Source organism: Segetibacter aerophilus, assembly GCF_007991655.1.
Lineage (GTDB): Bacteria > Bacteroidota > Bacteroidia > Chitinophagales > Chitinophagaceae > Segetibacter > Segetibacter aerophilus.
Genome location: NZ_BJYT01000004.1, coordinates 326470 through 347174 on the forward strand (window position 1 = coordinate 326470; position 20705 = coordinate 347174).

Consider the following 20705-nt stretch of genomic DNA (forward strand, 5'->3'; position numbering starts at 1 on the left):
GTTTTACTTTGAATGTTTTTCGCGCCTTCCTTCCAAAATCTTATAAAACGACCTGCAGTGAATTTCTTCTAAAGTAAGCCCCGTTAAGAGTGCTTCCTCTTCTGTTATTGCCCCGCAGTTCATGGCTTTTAAAAAGAAGTTTAGCAATCCTTGTCCTGTAGCGGCATCATCAAATATGTCGCCTGTTAGTGTGGAGATGGCAGAACGGTCAACGAAAGTTTTTAAACGATAAACGGCATCTTCATAAGAACTTAAAAAGAAATTGTAGGTAGCTGCATAGCGCATCGGCAACTGGGCCGGATTTAAATCCCAACCCTGGTAGCGACCATTGATAAGCGAGTGAGTGGTATGATTGAAACCAGTAACCCACGCCTGGTGCACTGCCCGCCTGTTTTCCGTGAGTTGCTCGTAGGTTAAATTTTCTCCCCGGTGCGGGCCTATGGGAATTACGTTGGTAGCTCCATCAGATAAAAAAATACCGGTACCACCTAAGGCAACTTTAGTCATATGATGGGCAAAGTCACAAACAGGATGAGACATCGTTTGATACTTTGCGGTTATACCCGCTGATGCAGTATAATCGTATGTCCCAAAGTGAGCTGCTATACACCTTCCTTCACTTGCTCTTATAATCCGCATTAAAGGGTTCCGACCTTCATCATCCAAAACAATTTGGGTAGCCTCTACCATCGTCTCCATCCTAAGAGTTCCTGTTGGCAGCTTATTAGCCTCCTCTAAAATTTCAAACAGCCTTACCATTGTTGTCATTTGCTCCGGTATTGTCACTTTCGGAAGCATTACAACAAAGTTTTCAGGCAATATACCACCGGTCTTTTCTAACAATGTCGATAGGAAGATGTCAAGCGTCCGGACGCCCCGATACTTTAAATCTTCTGTAAAGGGTTTTATCCGAATGCCGATAAACGGAGAAAGTGTTTTATTCTTCATGCCGATAGCTACTTCATCAGCCGCATTCTCAGCGGTAGTATCTTCTTCATCATCCGGCCTGTTTCCAAAGCCATCCTCAAAGTCGATGCGGAAATCTTCCACTGCTTCCGTTTGCAACTTTTTAATGATCTTATTATAAACGGAATAAGAGAGCCACCCATGTTCTTTCTTTCGCTGTGCGTCGCTCATCTCATCAAGCTTTTGTGTTAGATCATCTATGTCTTGTTGTACGTCGGGCAAATATTCATGTCCCCTTAGTTTGAGAGTTTTTGCAAGGGAAACAAAATTTGGGGCATACGTCTGCAGGTTCTTCAAAGCAATCTCGCCCATACGAACGGTGGTATCAGACTTAAAAAGATTTGCCCCTCCATACACCGTATGTACGGGCTGCCTATCAGGTCTGTCTCCCGGATACGTTTTTTGAAACCTAAGATTGGCTGTTCCCAGTGCGTGTAGTAAAGTATCCTTGTCGTGTTGACTTATAGAAAGTTTCATGAGTTAGCTTTTAATTGAGAAGTTGGTGGTGTGGAATTGAGGTCATGAACCGCGATAAGTGGTATAACCAAACGGATTTAAAAGTAGCGGAATATGATAATGTTCAGAAGCCGCAATGCTAAAAATAATCTCCACAAAAGGATACAAGGTTTCAATTGAAAGTGCATCAAAATATCCTTTAGTCGCAAATTTCATTTTATACATTCCTTTTGGCAAAACCTCTCCTACGGGAAGTAGATCCGTTATCCGACCATCTTTATTGGTAACACCTTTGGCAATTTCTATCCAGTCACTTTCATGAGCATATAAAATAATGGTGACACCGGTTGCAGGCTTGCCGCTTGTAGTATCGAGAATATGCGTAGTAATTTGGCTCATGATGATAATAGTTTCTGAAGTCTTAGTTGAGTAATTTTATTTTGTTCTTCCATCGCAATTTTTATTTCTTCGTGCGGATCGTTGGGTAGTCTTGCCTTCAACAACACTAACATTTCCTCTGCAGATTTTCCTGTTGCACACACAATAAAGATATAGCCGAACTTGTCTTCATATAATTTGTTCCCTTCCGCAAGCGCTTCTAAAACTTCGGTTGAGGTTTGTTTTACCGAAGCCTGTTCTCCTTCCGCCCATTTGCTTGTGGTGGTAAATTTTTCTTTCAACGACTTCATGTCCCCAATTTTCGGATGATGAGTAAATGCCTCTTTCCAATCATCCTCATTGCAGTCATACCAAACGTTGCGCGCTTCATTTAATAAAGCATCTTTACTACTAACAGGAAAAATAGCCATCATTTTCTCTACCCAAACATGCGCTCCGCAACACTTTGTAAGTTCTTCTTTTAGCAGCGATTTCTCTAATGTATTTAAGTCGGATAAAGTCATAAGTATGCATTGTCATTTTTGTTTGATACCGGCAGAAGTTGTCTGGGCAACATTGTTGTGTCACTCCCTTGTACGGTTGGTTTTACTGCAACAGCTTGGAACGTTAAGCACTAAAACACCAGCGAACACAAGAGGTTTCAATCAATTTTCATACGATTTTAATAAAGCGAATAAAGGACATTTTTTAAGGATAAAAAGGATTTTCACTGCTATTTATTATCAGGCTATTATCATTCCCTTTGAACACGATCGATGCTATCCACCTGTCCACGTTTACTTGCTTATATTTTTATGTTTAGCTTTATATCTCCAAAAGTAGAAGCAATTCTGGCCAGAGAATATTTTTGAGCTCGTATAAATAAACCTGATCAGTCCCAGATTTTAAGCTATGAATAAAAAATGTTTTCTTTCCTTCATTCTTTTAATATCCTTTTTTTGGGGACGGTCACAGAATGTCACAAAAGCTGTTTTTCACCTTTCTGATAATGAAGTTAAATCTGTAGAAATAGTGGAGGCAGGAATTATTTTCGTCGTTGACAGCAAAGGAAACCTTGTCACTTTTAACACGGCAGCAGGAGGCGAATATGAATACTTCGAACCTGACTTTGGAAGCAGAGAAGCAAAAGTGAAATCAATTGGAAATGTGAAAATTGATTATTGGATGAATGACACCTCAGGTAGCCGCGACGGAAAAGTGAAAACGATTGGCAACATGAAAATCGATTATTGGACAAGTGACTTATTGAGCGGTAAAAATGGCAAAGTAAAATCTATCGGTAATCTCAATGTTGACTATTGGAACAGCGAACTACTTAGTAGTGAGCAGGGCAAAATAAAATCCATCGGCAACATCAATTTTGACTACTGGATAGGTGAGTCTTTTACCGGCAAAGAGGGAAAAGTGAAGTCAATTGGCAATGTTACAATTGACTATTTTACCAGTGATTTGCTTAGTAGTAATTACGGCAGAATTAAATCAATCAACGGCAATACAGCATCTATTTATGCGGTTAGAGACTAGCCTTACGTACTAATTGCACCCGAATACTTTTTGGAAAATGCCTAAGGCTCCAGCCCCTTACTTTTTAAGAGCTGCTGATAAACCTCGCTATAGCTACTTCCCACGGGGATCTCTTTACCTGCAACTTTAACCCTCGATTTTCCAAAACTTTCAATCTTGTTAGAAGGCACAATGTATGAGCGATGAATGCGTATGAATTCGGGGGACGGCAATTTCTCCTGCAGACTTTTTAGAGTCATTAAAGTAAGGATAGGCTTGGGCTTGATGTGAATTCTGATATAATCATCTAATCCTTCAATCAACTCTATATCCTTTAAATTGATCTTCATTAACTGGTAATCGACTTTTACAAATATGGATGACATTTGCAATTCCTGGCTATTGAGAAACTCAAGATATTCGCGCGCTTTAAAAATCGCTTTCAGAAAACGGTCGTACTCAAAAGGCTTTAATAAATAATCAACGGCATCCACATTAAATCCGTCGACTGCATATTCGCTATAGGCAGTGGTAAAAATTACAAGCGGCTTTTTGATGAGTGTTTTGTAAAACTGTAGGCCATTGATATCGGGCATTTGTATATCGAGCAGCAACACATCTACTTCGTTTTGCTGTAACCATGCTCTTCCCTCGTCAGGATTTGTAAAGGTCTTTTCTAAAGACAAAAAAGGAATGCGTGAAGCATACTCTGTAATTAATTGCAACGCAAGCGGCTCATCATCTATTGCTATACAACGCATCATTTAAGGAGTATTAATTTAACAATAAACTGTTTGTTCTCTTCACTTACTGTTAGTTCATGCGTACCGGGATATAGTAATTCAAGTCTTCGTCTTGTATTTTTTAAACCGATCCCGGTATTGTTCTCGGTTCCTTTGTCGTAAGAAATCATATCGTTCTGCGAAGTAAACAAAATGTTATCAGGACTTGCTTTTATCTTAAATAATAGTTTCGACGTCTCTTTTGTGCTCACACCATATTTAAAAGCATTTTCCACGAATGGAATCAAGAGCAGCGGTGCAATTTGTTTTCCTTCTGTTTGTCCTTCTACAACAAACTCAATGGTCACTTTATCCGTCAGTCGTACTTTCTGAAGTTCTATATAGTGTTTTATAAACTGTATATCCTTATCAAGCGGAACAGTGTCGTGTTTGGTTTCACTCAGAACGTACCGCATAATTGATGAAAGCTTTAAGACTGCATCAGCCGTTGCTTCGCTTCTAACAAGGGCCAAAGAGTAAATGTTGTTAAGGGTGTTGAAAAGAAAATGCGGGTTAATCTGTGTTTTAAGAAACGAAAGTTCTGTGGCTAATTTCTCATTTTCAATTTCCTGTTTTTTTCTTTCAATTCCCAGCCATTCCTGTATAACTCGTGAGCAGGTACTTACGGTAAACACTAAAAAGAAAACGGCAGTCGAAGCTGTAAAAGGGTAGAAATAAGAAGGCCGGCGTCGCTGCATTCTCAACTTTATTCTTTCGGGCATTTCTGCTCGTATAATATCGTCGAGGAGCCGATTGATAAAGACAAATATGAAAAGTAGCGCAATAATGGTCAGAGAGTACCAAAGCCACTTTTTCTTTGTAAGCAATCGAGGTATCAGTACCAGTGTATTTGAATAATAGAAGGCAAGCAGGTAAGCATCTATGCAGATGAACCTTATTATCATAGCTTCACTAAACTGGAAATCCGCCTCTCTAGGCCTGGGAGAAAACACAATAGGCAGTAGAAAGAAACACGCCCATGCTGCCACATGCACTGTAATTGTTAAGAGCCTTTTGTTCAAAGTAAAAGTAGGATTTAGGGTAAAAATTAGGTTCGTTCTAGCAATATCGAAATTTTAAACAACTAACCGATAATAACAAGTGCATACTTATTAACATGCTCTCCGTTAAAAGGTAATCTGGCTTTGTGTGGTAGTCAGGTAATGAGAATGAATGTCGGCTCAATTTCAATTACTGTTGTTGATTGCTTCAGCAGGTACGGCTAATACTAAAATTAAAACTAGTTGACCCTGAGGCTACTTAAAAAGAATTTGGATTAATGGGAGAAAACAATCGGTAAAGCCCAAACCTGTTTGCGCGGCTAAGAGAGGTATTTATACTTTGAAGCTTTATGCTATGAATTTTTATAATCAGCTAATTCTTACTACCTAATACTGCTCGCTTTCATTTGGAAAATCATTATTCTTAACGTCGGCGATATATTGTTTTACAGCACCGGTAACTTGTTCTGCCATGTTTAAATAATTCCGTAGGAACCGCGGTTTGAATTCAGTATTGATACCGAGCAAGTCATGCATTACTAAAACCTGGCCACCGCAATGCATTCCTGCTCCAATGCCTATTGTTGGCATTACCAGGCTTTCGGTAACTTCTTTTGCCAGTGCGGCCGGTATTTTCTCCAGCACCACTGCGAAGCAGCCTGCCTCCTGTAAGATCAAAGCATCGCTTCTGAGTTTGTTTGCCTCCGCTTCTTCTTTTGCCCTTACGACGTAAGTACCAAACTTATGGATGGACTGCGGCGTAAGTCCCAAATGACCCATCACCGGGATCCCTGCACGGACAATTCGTTTGATACTTTCAACTACTTCTTCTCCGCCTTCGAGCTTTAACGCATGGGCACCTGTCTCTTTCATAATTCGAATGGCAGAGGCAAGTGCAACGTCGCTGTTAGATTGGTAAGAGCCGAAGGGCAAGTCTACAACAACGAGCGCACGTTCTGTACCTCTAATAACGGAGGCAGCATGATAGATCATTTGATCAAGTGTGATCGGCAAAGTAGACTCATGGCCGGCCATTACATTACTGGCACTGTCGCCAACAAGAATTACATCAATACCTGCCGCATCGAAGAGTTTGGCGAACGAAAAATCATATGCGGTGATCATCGAGATCTTTTCACCATTGACTTTTAGTCGCAGAAGTGTATTGGTAGTAACTTTTTTAATTTGCTTATTTACGGACATCTCTTAATAGAAATTGATGAATAATTTCAAAACGAGATGGGAGAGGAGTATGGCTCTGCTTTAGAATAAAACATGCTCTGATAGAACCCATCAGAAAGTTGTAAAAGTACAGTTATTTGCTACAGATCTTATATTGTTTATTTCACCAAAATGTAAGGAGCGATTTGTCGAAATAGTTCTACGACCGCAACTCCGAATACAGGTGCTGAATAAGTCCGTCGGCCAAACCAATTTTCGGTACAAGAATTTCGTCTGCATCTGCCCAGCGCATCACATTTATAAAAATCTGCAGTGCCGGAACAATTACATCTGCACGGTCTTCCCTGAACTTATACAGACGAATTCGCTCTTTTACAGAAACTGCCCCAAATTCTTTAAAGTAGTCTTTCAGTAAACTCAACTCTAGCGGCTTACCATCTTTCTTCTTGCTAATAGAAAAGATCTTATTTATGTTGCCGCCGGTGCCTATGGCTACAATTTTCTTATATCCTTTCGTTTTTACCTTTATCATTTCCTTCATCTCATCCCACATCCGTTCTTCTACCTGGTTTTTAAGTAAGCGAATAGTGCCGATGTTGAAAGATTGTTTGCATACTAGTTTTCCGTCAGCAAAAAAGGTAAGTTCGGTACTTCCGCCGCCTACGTCAATATAGAGGTAGCTGTTATTGTCGTCCATACTTTCGGCAACATGGTTTTCATAAATAACAGATGCTTCAAGATCGCCGCTGATAATTTCAATGTCTATCCCGGTTTCTTCCTTCACCCTTTTAATGATTTCCGAACCATTTCTTGCATCGCGCATAGCGCTGGTAGCGCAGGCTTTAAAGTGTTCGACCTCGTAGAGTTTAAGCAAATGACTGTAGGCTTTCATGGCCTCTGTCACCATCATTGTTCTATGCTCTGAAATTTCCCCCGTTTCGAACACGTCAAATCCAAGTCGAAGTGGTACCCTGATCAAATTGAGTTTACAAAACTCAGGAGGATGTCCGATGCCTTCAATCACATCGGTAATTAATAATCTGGCGGCATTACTTCCAATATCTATAGCGGCTAATCTCACTGGTAAGTTGTTTTTGTTATAATGAATTTTAAAGAATGTTGAATGTTGCAAATATTCTACCAGTGAAAACGGTTGGGGCGAATTTGAATTTTAAGAGGAGATTTTTTAATACCAGCATTAGTTGTTGTAGGATCATCGTTGCGTCCCAAGCACTTTGCCGGCAACGCTTCGCGGAGCTTTAGTCTTTTTTCAAAGAGATTTTCTATAATACCCAAAGTTGAACTGAAGAAGCCTCTTTGATTTATTTTTCCTAATAACCTGCCGCGCTGTCGTCACCTCTTTTATCGGCAGCCGCTTCAAGCTTGCCGTTATTTATTTTGATGAGCTCAACACGACCAATTGAAGTCGCGTAACCAGCGACATAATATACCTTAACTGCATATCCCATTTCCTGAAGTTTCTGCATCACGTCTTTGGGAAATCCTTCTTCCACCTGTATTTCATCGGGCAGCCATTGGTGGTGAAATTTTGGCTTATTAACAGCTTCTTCAGCGCTCATATTATAATCCACCACATCAACGATAGTTTGATAAACCGAGGTTGGGATAGTTGTACCGCCCGGCGTTCCGACTACCATAAAAGGCTTATTACCTTTTAATACAATTGTTGGTGCCATCGAGCTTAACATCCGTTTGCCTGGTGCAATGGCATTTGCTTCTCCACCAATTGCGCCATACATATTTGGCACTCCCGGTTTCACACTAAAATCATCCATTTCGTTATTTAGAAGAAAACCCGCCCCACCAACAACAGTCTTGCTTCCAAAATTGCCGTTCAGCGTGGTAGTAACAGCTACTAAGTTTCCCCATTTATCCGCGACGCTAATGTGCGTTGTTTCCGTACTCTCTGATACCGAGCCTGCTTTTATTTCAACACTTTTGCTTGCTCTGGTGCTATCGTAATCGGCCATTCTTCTTGCCAGGTAAGCATCACTTGTAATGGTGCTCACGGGTACCTTCCAAAAGTCCGGGTCGCCAAGATGTTCTGCACGATCTGCATAAGCTCTTCTCTCGGCCTCGGTCATTAGCTGCACACTTTTCACAGTCTCAAATCCATACGCCTGCAATGGACGTTTTTCAACCATTTTCAACATTTGCATTAATAACACACCACCACTACTTGGAGGTGGCATGCTCACCACCTTGTACCCTTTGTAATCGAACTCTAACGGTTTTCTCTCTTTTGTTTTATAGGCTTTTAAATCATTCAAAGTAATCAGACCTTTTCCTCTTTGCATTTCGGCTACGATCAGCTTTGCAGTTTCGCCCTCATAAAACCCAGCCGCACCTTTGTCTCTTATTCTTTTTAGTGTGTTTGCCAGTTCTTTCTGGAAGAGTGTGTCTCCTTTCTTCCAATCGTTCTCTCTTACAAACACAGGTTTTACTGTGTTATATTTTAAAAATGCATCTTTTGCCCGCGTAAATTTCGATGCTTCCGATTCTGTTAGCGTAAAGCCTTTCTCTGCAAGATCAATTGCCGGCTGGATCAAGACTTTGAACGGAAGCTTTGCGTATTTAAGACTTGCAAACAATCCACTAATCGTTCCGGGAACGCCGGAAGCGAGATGACCAAATTGCGAGAGATTGGTTTGAGCAGTTCCTTTTTCATCCAGGTACATATCACGGCTTGCTTTTGCCGGAGCAGTTTCACGGTAGTCGTAGGTAAAAGTTTTGCCATCCTTCATCCTGGCGACAAGAAAGCCGCCGCCCCCGATATTTCCGGCACCAGGATAAACCACTGCAAGTGCAAGCTGTGTTGCTATTACTGCATCAACGGCATTTCCTCCCCGTTTTAAAATTTCGGCTCCTACTTTGGCAGCAATAGGGTGTGCGCAAACAACGGCACCATTCGAATAAGTCTGAGTCTTATTGCTGGAGAAGTGATATGGATCAACTGCTTTACCAGGGCCAACAAAAGATTGAGCCGCAAGAATATTTGTAATTAATAAGGCGAAAACAACAACAGGAACTTTGAATTGCATGGCGCAAATTTCTGCCTTTTTAACCCTTTCAATTAAAATTTATTAATAAAAGTTTTTGCAGGAAAGTGAAACTTTAACTTAGCAGCTCCTGCCAACATGGAAAGTTCTCTGTTCATGCAGCATATTAGAACATTAGATGCTCAATGTTGTTAGCAAGTGCAAGAGTGCGACGCAACGACTGCTGCCATATTATAATAGCCGGGTTACAAAAATTCTGACCGCCTATTATTCCGAAACCTTTTTTTTTAAACAAAACAAGTATGATGAAAATTTCCTCAATTTTTAAATTTCTAACTACAGCTGTATTATTCCTTCTGCTTGTAGCGGGGGTAAAGGCGCAGGCAGTTATTACCGGTACCATTCGGGATGAAAGCGGTAATACACTTAGTGGTGCCTCCGTATCAATACAGGGAACGGGCACCGGGACCACAACAGATAATGGTGGAACCTATACGCTGAAAGTAAAAGGCGGAACCTATACCGTAAGCGCCAGTTATGTAGGCTTCGCCAACAGTCCTAAAAGAGTGACCGTGGCCGATGGAGCAACTGCAACGCTGGATTTTTCTCTAAGCAATTCAGGTGTTACCAACGAGGTCGTTGTTCTTGGCTCAAGAGCACTGCCACGTACACAATTGGAAACGCCTGTTCCTGTAGACGTGATCGATATAAAGAAGATCGCGCAAGATGCGCCGCAGGTTTATATCAACCAGATTTTAAGTTATGTAGCTCCTTCGTTCAACTCAGGAACGCAGACGGTTGCTGATGGTTCAGATCATATTGATCCGGCTTCTTTAAGAGGGTTAGGTCCTGACCAGGTTTTGGTTTTAATTAATGGTAAAAGAAGGCACAACACAGCCCTCGTAAATATCAACGGTACTTTCGGACGTGGTTCTGTAGGAACAGATTTAAACGCCATCCCAGTTGCCGCTATTGATAGAATTGAAATACTTCGTGATGCCGCTTCTGCCCAATATGGTAGCGATGCGATTGCGGGAGTTATAAATATCATTTTAAAAAGTTCTGTAAACAGGGTTACGTTTTCTACTACCGCTGGAGCAAATGTTACCAAGTTCCTAGGCAAATCCATTACTGATGGACAAACCGTACAAAACGCGATAAACTTTGGTATCCCAATGGGGCAAAGAGGTGGATTTATCAACTTCTCCGGTTCATTTGATTACCGCAATTACACCAACCGTGCAGGTGAAAGAACCGGAACTATTTACAGCAGGTACAATGGTCGCAATGCTGCAGGCGCCATTCAAACTGTTGACAGAACAGATTCATTTTTGACTGCTAATAATAAGACCCGTGATGATTTTAAACAGAGAGTAGGTCAATCCCGTTTGCGTAGCGGACAATTTATGTTTAATTCAAGCATTCCAATGGATGACCAGGGAACTGAGTTTTACATGTTTGGAGGTCTGGGATACAGAAACGGCCAGGCTGCTGCCAATTTCCGTCTGCCTAATAACACCAACAATATTTTAGCGGTCTATCCATTAGGTTTTTTACCTGAAATTCACTCAGACATTTACGATAGAAACCTTGCCTTTGGTATCAGGGGTAAGTTGAAAGAATGGAACGTTGATTTCAGTAACACTTACGGACAGAACCAATTTATTTTTAAAGTAGTCAATACTTTAAATTCAACAATGGGTGTTGCTTCACCAACCCGCTTTAACTCGGGTGGGCCTGTGTTTACTCAAAACACAACCAACCTCGATTTCTCAAGAAGCTTTGCTGGTTTAAGCGGAATAAACGTAGCATTTGGTGCAGAGCACCGGTTTGAAAGATACCAGTTAGTTCCAGGCGAGGAAGCTTCTTACGCCGACTATGGAAGATCGAGACAAGTTGGTGTAGATGCTGCAGGCAGACCTATACTGGTTCCTGATTTAAGAGGATTGGTGGTTACTAAATTCGGTGGACCTGATAGTTCAGCACTAACTGGTGGCGCACAATCCTTCCCAGGATTTAGACCTGAAAATGCCGTTAATGCTACAAGAAGCGCCATCGCTGCTTATGCTGATGGAGAGTTCAATTTTTCTAAAGCATTTTTGATAGACGGTGCTGCTCGTTTTGAAAACTACAATGACTTCGGAAGTAACGTTAGCGGAAAAATATCTTTGCGATATAAGCTGAGAGACAATTTCGCCATTCGTGGTTCGGTCAGTACCGGTTTCAGAGCACCTTCTTTGCATCAGCGTTATTTCTCAAATACTTCAACCTTGTTTGTAGGTGGTATTCCTTACGAAGTAGCTACTTTCCCTAATGACAGCCGTGCTGCCAAGCTTTTAGGAATTCCTGATTTACGTGCTGAAAAGTCTAAAAGTGTGAGCTTAGGCTTTACCGGAAACCTGGGTAAATTTAAAGTTACTGTTGATGGGTACCTTACCAGGATTAACGACAGGGTTATTTACACGGATTTATTCCAGGGTAATAATGCCGCCTCTGCTTCAGCTAGCGACAAAGAGTTGTACAATATTCTTTTGTCGTATAACGCAAACAGGGCGCAGTTTTTTGCCAATGCTATTAATACAGAAACAAAAGGTGTAGACGTAGTAATTTCTTATGGAACTAAACTTGGCTCCGGAAATTTTCGTGCTGACTTAGCCGGAACAGTTTCTAAAACCATGAGGGTAGGACCTATAAAGTCTTCTGAACTATTAAAATCGAAAGAGAGTATATATTTTAGCGAAGCAAGCCGCATCTATCTTGAGAGTTCTGTACCAAGGGTGAAGGCAAATTTGACTTTTACTTATGGCATTGCTAAATGGAACTTCTTCGTTAGAAATGTGTACTTCGGCGCTGTTGATGAAGCAACTACAACTGTTCTTTACCAGCAAACTTTTGATCCGCGGGTTATCACCGAGGCTTCTATTGGGTATAAGATTTCTAAGGCAACCCGTATCAGTATAGGGTCTAATAATATTCTGGATATCTATCCTGAAAAAGTTGCTGATCCAGGAAACACTACTGCTAACCAGTTTATCTATTCAAGAAGAGCTACACAGTTCGGTTACAATGGCCGATATGTGTATGGTAGGTTTGAAATCTCGTTGTAAGAAATCATTTTTTTAATATTACCAGGTGCTATCGCGATCAAAAGCGGTAGCACTTTTCTTTTGGAGTAAAGAGAAGTAGCTTTTATCGGCCGCCTTAGACCACATACAGTTCGCCCTCGGCATTTTTGCCAATTTTGCTGAACATCAATTCCTTTAAGTTTTGCAGCAAATCGAAACTAATCTCACCCGCGCACTTTTCTAATAATTCGTTTTTTGTCAATTCTTCCTTTCCATCAACAAAAGGTTCCAACTGGCGATAGTTCAACTCGAGGAAATCAGAAAATTTGTAAATCATAGAAGGAGATTTTATCAAATTACGAGGTTAGTTTTCATTGGCCATGCCACAACAATTGTACCTTTTCAATTGGAGGTACCGGTTAAAGGTTTGACTGTTTTTAAACTCTTTTTTGACCAGACGGTAAATCTTATCTCAGCATTGTTGTGTCACTCACTTGTACTTTCAACGTTTTAAGCACCTTTTTTTAGGCTACATAAATCTGTTAGACCGCATCTACATCCGCAACAATTGTTACACTTCTGTATCTCTTATTCGATTGTACAATGCTTACTTGTTGTAAAATGTCTTGCTTGCATTGCCGAAGAAATTGAGCGTCTTTTGGAAGCTTTAATAAGAGTTCATACAAGTACTGGTTTCTCACGCGGTTTATAGCAGGCTCAGCTGGTCCGCTAACATAAGCAGCATACTTGTCGTTCAAAAACTGGCCTAAAATATTGGCGGCCTCCTCGGCTATGTTTTTATCCTTATGCTTGCAGATAAGTTGGATCACTCTTGAGAAAGGAGGATAAAAGAAGTTCTTCCTGTTTTCGATTTCAAAGCGGTACATCTCTTCGTAGCTATGATGCTGCACAAATTGCAATACAGGATGATGTGTATTGCTCACCTGTACAATTACTTTTCCCTGCGCTTCACGACGACCGGCACGGCCGCTTACCTGCTCCATCAACTGAAATGCTCTTTCATTTACACGAAAGTCGGTGAAGTTTAAAATGCCGTCAGCGTCTACAATGCCTACCAGGTTTACGTGTTCAAAGTCAAGTCCCTTTACAACCATTTGCGTCCCGGCAAGTATGTCTATTTTCTGCTGTTCAAATAGTTTAATCAAAGCATCGTGATCGTTCTTTCCGCGAATGCTGTCATAATCCATCCTTGCAATCTTAGCCTCGGGGAAAGCCTCGACTAAAGCTTCCTCAATTTTCTCTGTACCAAAATTTTTCTGTACAAAGTTGTGGTTGCCACATGCAGCGCAAGTAAGCACCAGGGGATAAGACGTACCACAATAGTGGCACTGCAATTTGTTTTTTGCTTTATGATAGGTTAAGGTAACGTCACAGTTTTCGCATTGCGGTATCCAGCCGCACACACCGCAAATTTGGTAAGGAGAATAACCGCGTCTGTTTTGAAAAAGAATGACTTGCTTTTTTTCTTGCAGGGACTGCTGTATTGCTTCCGTTAACTGAGGCGATAAAATAATCTTCCCTTTTTCTTTGGTAATAATTGTTTTTACGTCAACTATCTGTATGGCCGGCATTTGCACATTACCATAACGTTCAGTAAGGTTTACTAAGCCATATTTTCCTGCCTGTGTGTTGAAGTAGCTTTCGATGGAAGGTGTCGCGCTTCCAAGCAAAACTTTTGCATTATACAAAGAAGCATAATAAATAGCTGCGTCCCGTCCATGGTACCTCGGTGCCGGTTCCTGTTGTTTAAAAGAGGGATCATGTTCTTCATCGACGATGATCAGGCCAAGCTCTTTAAAAGGCAGGAACAGGGACGATCTTGCTCCAAGTACAACTTTTGTTTCGCCTGTTTTTATTTTGTTCCAGATTTCTACCCGTTCGTTTGGATTGAACTTCGAATGGTAAATGGTGATGTAGCCACCAAAGTATTTTTGAAGCCGTCTTATAATTTGTGCCGTTAAAGCAATCTCCGGAAGCATGTACAACACTTGCTTTCCTGCCTTAATATACTGCTCAATCAGTTTTATATAAATCTGGGTTTTACCACTTGACGTAACACCCTGAAGCAGGCAAACCGATTTTTCATTTAAAACTCGCTCAACAGACTCCGCAGCTTCTACTTGCGCGGCAGACAATTCGAAATCAATCTTAATATCTCTTGGAAGTGTTGGAAGGCGATCGACCGAACGTTTTTCAAGTCGTACAATATTCTTATCTGCAAGTCCTTTCAATTGCGCAGAACTTGCATTTGCCTTTTTTAAAAGATTCGTTTGTGTTACTTCGCCTTCGGTTCTAATTACATGCAAGTAGGAGAGAAGTAGTTCCAGCTGTTTGGGTGCCTTGTTCTTGCTCCATTCGTTTAAAAGCTTTGCCAGGTTTTCTTCGTTGTGATATGCTGCCTCTAAATGAACGTAGGTTTCCAGTTTCTGTTTGTAGGTGTCTTTCAATGCTTCCCAAACCATACAAACCTTTTTTTCTATCAGACCCTTGATGATTGGATATACGTGGGCAGCATCTAAAATTTGTTGTACCTCGCTTAGCTTTAATTCTTTCTTTAGCAAGAGTGCTTCGGCAACTAAATATTCTTCGTCGTTGAGGTCAGAAAAGTTCTCTCCAAATTCTTCATTGTAGGTAAGAATACTTTCACTTGATAACTTGAGGTGAGAAGGCAAAGCAGCCTGCATCACTTCGCCTTCGCTGCACATGTAATAGTCACCGATCCATTCCCATAACTTAAGTTGCTGCGGATAAATGAGGGGCTGCTCTTCTAATAAATTTAGAATATCTCTCGGTTCAAAAGCAGTTGGTTTATCGGTGTGGATAGTTTTTACAATTCCAGAGTACTTTTTGTTTTTTAACTGAACCTCTACACGAGAGCCTTTAGAAATATTTGCCCTTAAATGTGTAGGAATTGCCCATGTATAATTTCTTGGCAAAGCAAGCGGGATGATTACTTCAGCATACACGCCTTCGTTTGGGTCGGGGCTGAATAAAGGGGATGAGGTTAAGTTGTAGGCCATGTATAATCAGCAAAAATAACTGATTGCTTCTAACCCTTTGCCGCGACGCCTTTTATTGTATTCTTGATAACTTATAAAATATAGGAAAGCGTTTCAAAAAGCTGCAAACCTGGAACAATGATTTTGAGTACAAGTAAGTGACACAACGATGATGCTACGCGAGAAAATGCTGGTGAACAAAATACATTGCCGCCTTATACCTCTTCAGGATACTTACGGTACCGTCTTAATCCAGCCTCCATTAATTTATGAGCTTTTTCTTTTAATGCCGGCAAATCATTTAAAGTAAGACCCTTTACTGGCACCTCATCTAAAAAAACCACGCGGCACTGGCCCGGCGTTAAAGTGAAAATGCTGCTGAAATGAAGGCGGTCGACAGTGTCGACAAACAGCACAATTTTTAACGGCGTTTCAGTTTCAATTGCTATGCGAAACGCACCATCGAAAAACTCTTTTAGTGGCTTTCCGGTTTCGTTTAATGTGCCCTCGGGAAAAATGAAAATTGAAATGCGACGGCTGATAAATTCTTTCATTTCGAGAACGCTCTGGGCTCTGTTATCAGCATCGCTTCTTTTAACCATCACCGCAGCACTCTTATAGATGTAGCCGAAGATGGGCACCTTTGACATTTCATATTTCGCCAAAATTCTTACTGGCTGACTCAAGGCCATAACGACCGGCGGAATATCCATATAGGAAATATGATTGGCAATAAAAATGTACTGACGTGAACTATCGTGAGGAACTTCAAAAATATTTTTGTGCCTGATGCCAACGATAAAATACCATGTGTACCCCCAAGCCTTTACAACTTTGTAAATAAAGTTTCCACCCTTTACCCTGCCGAAAAACGAGGCAACGATTACGAACGGAACTGCAACAAACATGATGGCTATAAACATCAGCAAAGCGTAGACACAATAAATCCACTGCAGCGGTTTTAGCAAAATTTTCATGGGTATCTAAAATATGAAACTATGGCAAAACAACCAATTGATTAACTGACCATGCCTCAGCCTTGGCCCAAAACATTTGTTTGGTTTGTTGCCATGTATCGCGAAAGAAAGCTGAATTGCGATAGTGGTGTAAAGCCAATTCATCGCACCAATTGCTATAAGTAAAAAAGATGTTTGGATGGTTGTTGTCTTGCCAGAGTTCAAGATGGGTACATCCTTCAAAGGATCTTATCTTTTCTTTTCGTTCTTCGAAAAATACTTTGAATGCTTCAACAGCATCTTCCCTAAAAGTCATCTTAACGATCCGAACAAGCATTATTCAAAGAAGATTTTAACTGTTTGATAAAACCACTTGTTCTGTAAAGAGATGCTTTGTTTTTGCATTGCTTCGGAGAACCCCTGCAAACCAAACAGTCCTGCAGCGTTGCCCTTATTGATAGCTATTTCCAGGTAACCGGAGGAATTGAAGAAGGCTACTTTTTCGCCTTGGGGTACGCATGCATAAGTTTCACTGATCGTGTCGATAACTTCATCTCTTTTGAAAACAATTTTAAAATTTCGGCCATTTCTTTCCCTGTCGAAGTCAGCCTTAGTGATGTTTACAATTACGTTTTCGAAATTGTCGATATAAAGAATTTGTCCTTCCATCGTGGTAGGACTGTTTACATATTTAAGCCGTAATTTTTCAACTATTGTAATGTCTGATTCTCCAATATAATCGAGGTCTTTTCCTGCCAGTATTTGCCAGAGTGCATTGGCAATAACCTGGGTGCAGGTTAATGTAGTGGGTCGCTCTCCTTCGGGAAGAGGTAACGCTACAACTCTTTCAGGCGCTCCATCAATAATCATTGTTAACAGGCCATTGTCAGCACAAGCGATGTATTGCTTATTGTGATAAGCTAAGAGCATTTGTTTGGGCTTCTGGTCAAACATATTAACAAGCACTATATGGAAAGTTCCAGAAGGGAAATAATGGAAAGCACTGCAGCAGAAGTACGCCGCCTGGGGATAATTAAACGACGAAAGCTGGTGCGATACATCAACAATAGTCAGGTTTTCACTCACACTGTATAACTGACCCTTCACGGCAGCTACCAGGTAATCCTGCTGGCCAATATCTGTAGTTAGGGTTATTATAGACATACTTTAGTTTCGATGTATTACTTGCCGAAATGTTGAATTTCATATTTTGTAATGAAGGAATATTCGATATTCAACTTAGTGCTTGGGCTTCCTATTTTACAAGTTTTCCATTTTTGAAATAAAAGTTTCTCACCATCTTGTCTGTCAGCGAGGGTAATAATTTATTTAGAAGAAGACTTGACTTTCCAAGCAGTGTAAGGACAAGTGTTCTCTTTCTTTTTTCTATAGATTTTAAAATATACGTTGCACATTCTTCCGCACTCATCATTTTATCTTCATCCATCGGATTTTCTTTTTGCGGCCTGGCATCTTTATCCAACGCCACATTACGAATATTGCTTGTCGTAAAACCCGGCGAGACCCACATTACATTTACACCATCCGCTAAAAGTTCAGTTCGCAGTGCTTCAAGAAATCCATTCACAGCAAACTTACTCGCACTATATCCTGTCCTGCCCGGCAAGCCTCTAAACCCCGCAGGCGAAGACACGCCGACAATAGTTCCTTTGTTTTTTATTATTTCATTCAGGGCGAACTTGGTGCAGTAAACGGTACCCCAGAAGTTTACATCCATAAGAGTTCTTAACGTATCAATCTGAAGATCTTTAAACAAGGCCCGCATGGAGATGCCTGCATTATTTATTAAAATATCGATGGTGCCAAAAGTCTCGAGGACAGAATTAATGAAATTGTTACAGTCTGATTCTCTGCTGACATCAGCTGTTCCTGTATGGAGTGGTCTTCCTGCATGAGCAGTTTGTAGTTCGTATAGTTTTTCGTAAGTCCTTCCGCATGTCGCAACCCGTGCACCTTTTTCTAGCAGCAGCTCAACAAGTGCTTTTCCGATGCCCTCGCTTCCTCCTGTTACGACTACAACCTTATTCGAAAAATATGACATCAGATGATATTGAATTCGCAAAAGTAACAGAGTTAGTGCAGATATTAGAGGAATAGGAATATCTATAAACGTGCAAAAATGTTTTTCAAAAATTTGGCTGGTAATATTCGTACTCCTATTTTTGCACTCCCAAAACGAAAAAGGGCGAAGGCCCTATAGAGTTGAAAGGAAAGATTCCGTAGCTCAGTTGGTAGAGCAATACACTTTTAATGTATGGGCCCTGGGTTCGAGTCCCAGCGGGATCACAGAAAGAAGCAAAAGCCCTTGATATTCAAGGGTTTTTCTTTTTAGTTGAACTTTCCCTATAAATGTTTCTTTTCTTACCTAGTATTACTTTAAGTAACTTATCCTTACAAATTTTGTTTATTACCCGCTTGATTAAGCAACTGTGACTAACAATTTTGCTTTACTGAGAATAGATGCGACAAAACCCTTTAGTTATTGAATACCCGCTTTTGGTCTTACAAAATCGGCTTTGTGTCGCAATTGCTTGGCTTTATTATAGATCAGGTGGTAGATTAATAGGACCTGCAATAAGTGCCACTTCAGGATTAGCTGATGCAGACCCTGTATTGGCGCTGGTCAATTGGGCAGTTGCGTTCGCACTAGCAGGCGCTGCGTCAACTAATTGATGAATACCCGGACCTGATGCTGCTGTGTATTCGTATACTTCAATCCATGTCCCGAGGATACTGCATGACCCTGTTGTACATAGCCCGTTTCCTGTTGGCACTGTGTTGCCTCTAACATCTGACCTGACAGTTGGTGCGCCTGCAGCAGTAGCCCCCTGATTATCTGCTGCTATATAAATTGCAGGCAATGGAAAATCAGATGATCCGGGTGCAAACGTATAATTCCTGTGATCAACATTATTATTAGTAACAGTTATATCACTTACCGGCACAGTTCCCAAATCATCTTGAGGCCCGAGGAAAGTAGCCTCAATTCCATATCCTGAAGGAGCCTGACGGATGGTATTATTGTTTATTAATGCTGTTGAAGTAGTAAGACCCTGAACTATATACCTTATTCCTGAACCAATAGAAGAGCCTGATCCGGCAAATGAATTACTCCCAATTACGTTACCATCTATTCTTGCATTTAGCGATGATCCTGAAAGAGCTATTGCCGAAGAGCCTACGACAATTGCGTGTGATGTACTCGATGCACCCGATGTTGCGCGTCTGCCGTCATTAATAATTGTATTACTCTGAATGTCTACCGTCATGTCCGAAGAATGGAACACACCAAATTGAATAGCAATATTATTGTCATCAAAGGTGTTATTTGCTAACTTAAACCCTATCGTGGCTGCACTAGTAGCATTATCTAATCCAATTCTTGAGTTGTTTTCTGAATTTACAAGTACTCCATTTCCAAAATTGTTTCTGAAAGTGCAACCAGTAACCACAGCATTAGTAATTATCGATGTTCCTTGAGTTACAACTAAAAACCCATTGCCTCCTGCAGCACCTGATTGGATTGCCAAATGGTCGAAAGTACAATCAGTGACATTAAGATTGTTAATTGTTCCGCTGGTATTTGTTATTTTAAAATTATGCTCAAATGAGCCGCGAATGGTTGAATTTGTAAGCGTAACAGTGCCCATCACATTAGCAAATTCAATTCCATGTTCCTCATCTGCATTTCCGTTGTTTGTAAGGTTAGACCTTGTTAAAGTAAAGCCGGTTACGTTTGTTCCATCTATTCCGTCGTTGCCCCCTCCGGTAATATTCATGTAGTTAAGGCTAATATTTGAAACGGAATTTAACTGTATACCTTTACCAGTAGCTGATGAAATAGTACCACCCGAACCGTTACTTGCTCCTCCACCATCACCTGTAACTGTTAGTCCACCTGCCCCGGTTGAACTTAGGTTAATTCCATTTGCTGCACCATTTGAGTTAATGCTTCTAAAAGTTACACCCGCTGAACCTATTGTTGTGCTTACCACATTTAAAGCAATTCCTGTTGTTGATGTGATTGTATTGGATGTACCTGCGTCTTGGGTCACACTAATTGTCCCCCCACCAGTCGCATTAAAGCCACTTCCAAATGTTGTGGTTATAGCTAACCCGCCATTACTAAAGTTGATTGTTGAGCCAGTATTTGTTGTAAGACTTACGGCTATATTCACTCCTGTATTAAATGACTTAGTTGCTCCACTAAATAGGATAGTACTGCCACCTGAATTTCCTGTTACCGTTAAACCTGTGGCTGTAGAAGTAAGATTACCAGAAAGAGTTTTATTACCACCCGTGGTATTTACAATGTTTACCACTTTTGCTGTGTT

At 40.8% G+C, this 20705-nt stretch carries 17 protein-coding genes and 1 tRNA gene; 3 read left to right on the plus strand and 15 right to left on the minus strand.

The annotated features are described in order from the left end of the window. Positions 1-3: 3 nt before the first annotated feature. From SAE01_RS07440 to uraD, 3 genes are read right to left on the minus strand one after another with little or no spacing between them, the layout of a single operon-like run. Positions 4-1443 (minus strand): DUF6986 family protein, encoded by a 1440-nt coding sequence (locus tag SAE01_RS07440; protein WP_147203049.1) that lies wholly within the window; start codon positions 1441-1443, stop codon positions 4-6. A 42-nt stretch (positions 1444-1485) separates the two neighbouring features. Beyond that, positions 1486-1821 (minus strand): hydroxyisourate hydrolase, encoded by a 336-nt coding sequence (gene uraH / locus SAE01_RS07445; protein ID WP_147203051.1) that lies wholly within the window; start codon positions 1819-1821, stop codon positions 1486-1488. Continuing rightward, positions 1818-2324, minus strand: a complete 507-nt coding sequence (gene uraD, locus SAE01_RS07450; protein ID WP_147203053.1) for a 2-oxo-4-hydroxy-4-carboxy-5-ureidoimidazoline decarboxylase — start codon at positions 2322-2324, stop codon at positions 1818-1820. Before uraD ends, uraH begins: the two co-directional genes overlap by 4 nt. A 388-nt stretch (positions 2325-2712) precedes the next feature. On the opposite strand from uraD, the gene SAE01_RS07455 reads away from it, so the two are divergent. Continuing rightward, on the plus strand, positions 2713-3345 hold the full coding sequence (locus SAE01_RS07455) for a hypothetical protein (RefSeq protein WP_147203055.1): 633 nt from the start codon (positions 2713-2715) through the stop codon (positions 3343-3345). A gap of 41 nt (positions 3346-3386) precedes the next feature. Here the strand turns inward: SAE01_RS07455 and SAE01_RS07460 are convergent, their stop codons facing one another. From SAE01_RS07460 to ggt, 5 genes are all read right to left on the minus strand, one after another. After that, a complete protein-coding gene (locus tag SAE01_RS07460; RefSeq protein WP_218029108.1) occupies positions 3387-4088 on the minus strand; it encodes a LytR/AlgR family response regulator transcription factor in 702 nt (233 codons plus the stop codon). Beyond that, entirely contained in the window at positions 4085-5128 is a 1044-nt protein-coding gene (locus SAE01_RS07465; protein WP_147203057.1) for a sensor histidine kinase, read from the minus strand. Before SAE01_RS07465 ends, SAE01_RS07460 begins: the two co-directional genes overlap by 4 nt. A gap of 366 nt (positions 5129-5494) precedes the next feature. Then, on the minus strand, positions 5495-6310 hold the full coding sequence (gene panB, locus SAE01_RS07470) for a 3-methyl-2-oxobutanoate hydroxymethyltransferase (protein WP_147203058.1): 816 nt from the start codon (positions 6308-6310) through the stop codon (positions 5495-5497). A gap of 178 nt (positions 6311-6488) precedes the next feature. Beyond that, entirely contained in the window at positions 6489-7370 is an 882-nt protein-coding gene (locus SAE01_RS07475) for a Ppx/GppA phosphatase family protein (RefSeq protein ID WP_147203060.1), read from the minus strand. Between the two features lie 250 nt (positions 7371-7620). Further along, positions 7621-9351, minus strand: coding sequence for a gamma-glutamyltransferase (gene ggt, locus SAE01_RS07480; RefSeq protein WP_147203061.1), 1731 nt, complete (start codon positions 9349-9351; stop codon positions 7621-7623). A gap of 260 nt (positions 9352-9611) precedes the next feature. Between ggt and SAE01_RS07485 the strand changes: the two genes are divergently transcribed. Next, entirely contained in the window at positions 9612-12416 is a 2805-nt protein-coding gene (locus tag SAE01_RS07485; RefSeq protein WP_147203063.1) for a TonB-dependent receptor, read from the plus strand. Positions 12417-12510: 94 nt separating this feature from the next. Here SAE01_RS07485 and SAE01_RS07490 read toward each other — a convergent pair whose 3' ends face one another. The 6 genes from SAE01_RS07490 to SAE01_RS07515 all read right to left on the minus strand — a co-directional run bounded on the left by SAE01_RS07490 (position 12511) and on the right by SAE01_RS07515 (position 18412). After that, positions 12511-12711 carry a hypothetical protein gene (locus tag SAE01_RS07490; RefSeq protein WP_147203064.1) on the minus strand — a complete coding sequence of 67 codons (201 nt, stop codon included), beginning with the start codon at positions 12709-12711 and terminating at the stop codon, positions 12511-12513. A 205-nt stretch (positions 12712-12916) separates the two neighbouring features. Further along, positions 12917-15415, minus strand: coding sequence for a replication restart helicase PriA (gene priA / locus SAE01_RS07495; protein WP_147203066.1), 2499 nt, complete (start codon positions 15413-15415; stop codon positions 12917-12919). Positions 15416-15609: 194 nt separating this feature from the next. Next, a complete protein-coding gene (locus tag SAE01_RS07500) occupies positions 15610-16371 on the minus strand; it encodes a lysophospholipid acyltransferase family protein (RefSeq protein WP_147203067.1) in 762 nt (253 codons plus the stop codon). Between the two features lie 19 nt (positions 16372-16390). Then, positions 16391-16687, minus strand: coding sequence for a putative quinol monooxygenase (locus SAE01_RS07505; RefSeq protein ID WP_147203069.1), 297 nt, complete (start codon positions 16685-16687; stop codon positions 16391-16393). After that, positions 16687-17514: an SAM hydrolase/SAM-dependent halogenase family protein gene (locus SAE01_RS07510; protein ID WP_147203070.1), complete on the minus strand. Its 828-nt coding sequence runs from the start codon at positions 17512-17514 to the stop codon at positions 16687-16689. The genes SAE01_RS07505 and SAE01_RS07510 overlap by 1 nt, the downstream gene beginning before the upstream one ends. 91 nt (positions 17515-17605) lie before the next feature. Continuing rightward, complete coding sequence (locus SAE01_RS07515; RefSeq protein ID WP_147203071.1) at positions 17606-18412, minus strand: SDR family oxidoreductase; 807 nt, start codon at positions 18410-18412, stop codon at positions 17606-17608. 172 nt (positions 18413-18584) lie between these two features. On the opposite strand from SAE01_RS07515, the gene SAE01_RS07520 reads away from it, so the two are divergent. Continuing rightward, a tRNA-Lys gene (locus tag SAE01_RS07520) sits at positions 18585-18657 on the plus strand. Between the two features lie 254 nt (positions 18658-18911). Here the strand turns inward: SAE01_RS07520 and SAE01_RS24430 are convergent. Beyond that, positions 18912-20705: beta strand repeat-containing protein (locus SAE01_RS24430; protein WP_218029109.1), on the minus strand; the 1794-nt coding region annotated here is incomplete at its 5' end.

What these genes read in the sequence shown, in the direction of transcription:
- uraH (WP_147203051.1), bottom strand. Translation starts at nt 1,821, where the DNA reads ATGAGCCAAATTACTACGCATATTCTCGATACTACAAGCGGCAAGCCT.
- priA (WP_147203066.1), bottom strand. Translation starts at nt 15,415, where the DNA reads ATGGCCTACAACTTAACCTCATCCCCTTTATTCAGCCCCGACCCAAAC.
- SAE01_RS07510 (WP_147203070.1), bottom strand. Translation starts at nt 17,514, where the DNA reads ATGTCTATAATAACCCTAACTACAGATATTGGCCAGCAGGATTACCTG.
- uraD (WP_147203053.1), bottom strand. Translation starts at nt 2,324, where the DNA reads ATGACTTTATCCGACTTAAATACATTAGAGAAATCGCTGCTAAAAGAA.
- SAE01_RS07440 (WP_147203049.1), bottom strand. Translation starts at nt 1,443, where the DNA reads ATGAAACTTTCTATAAGTCAACACGACAAGGATACTTTACTACACGCA.
- SAE01_RS07455 (WP_147203055.1), top strand. Translation starts at nt 2,713, where the DNA reads ATGAATAAAAAATGTTTTCTTTCCTTCATTCTTTTAATATCCTTTTTT.
- SAE01_RS07505 (WP_147203069.1), bottom strand. Translation starts at nt 16,687, where the DNA reads ATGCTTGTTCGGATCGTTAAGATGACTTTTAGGGAAGATGCTGTTGAA.
- SAE01_RS07460 (WP_218029108.1), bottom strand. Translation starts at nt 4,088, where the DNA reads ATGATGCGTTGTATAGCAATAGATGATGAGCCGCTTGCGTTGCAATTA.
- panB (WP_147203058.1), bottom strand. Translation starts at nt 6,310, where the DNA reads ATGTCCGTAAATAAGCAAATTAAAAAAGTTACTACCAATACACTTCTG.
- SAE01_RS07490 (WP_147203064.1), bottom strand. Translation starts at nt 12,711, where the DNA reads ATGATTTACAAATTTTCTGATTTCCTCGAGTTGAACTATCGCCAGTTG.
- SAE01_RS07515 (WP_147203071.1), bottom strand. Translation starts at nt 18,412, where the DNA reads ATGTCATATTTTTCGAATAAGGTTGTAGTCGTAACAGGAGGAAGCGAG.
- SAE01_RS07500 (WP_147203067.1), bottom strand. Translation starts at nt 16,371, where the DNA reads ATGAAAATTTTGCTAAAACCGCTGCAGTGGATTTATTGTGTCTACGCT.
- SAE01_RS07485 (WP_147203063.1), top strand. Translation starts at nt 9,612, where the DNA reads ATGATGAAAATTTCCTCAATTTTTAAATTTCTAACTACAGCTGTATTA.
- ggt (WP_147203061.1), bottom strand. Translation starts at nt 9,351, where the DNA reads ATGCAATTCAAAGTTCCTGTTGTTGTTTTCGCCTTATTAATTACAAAT.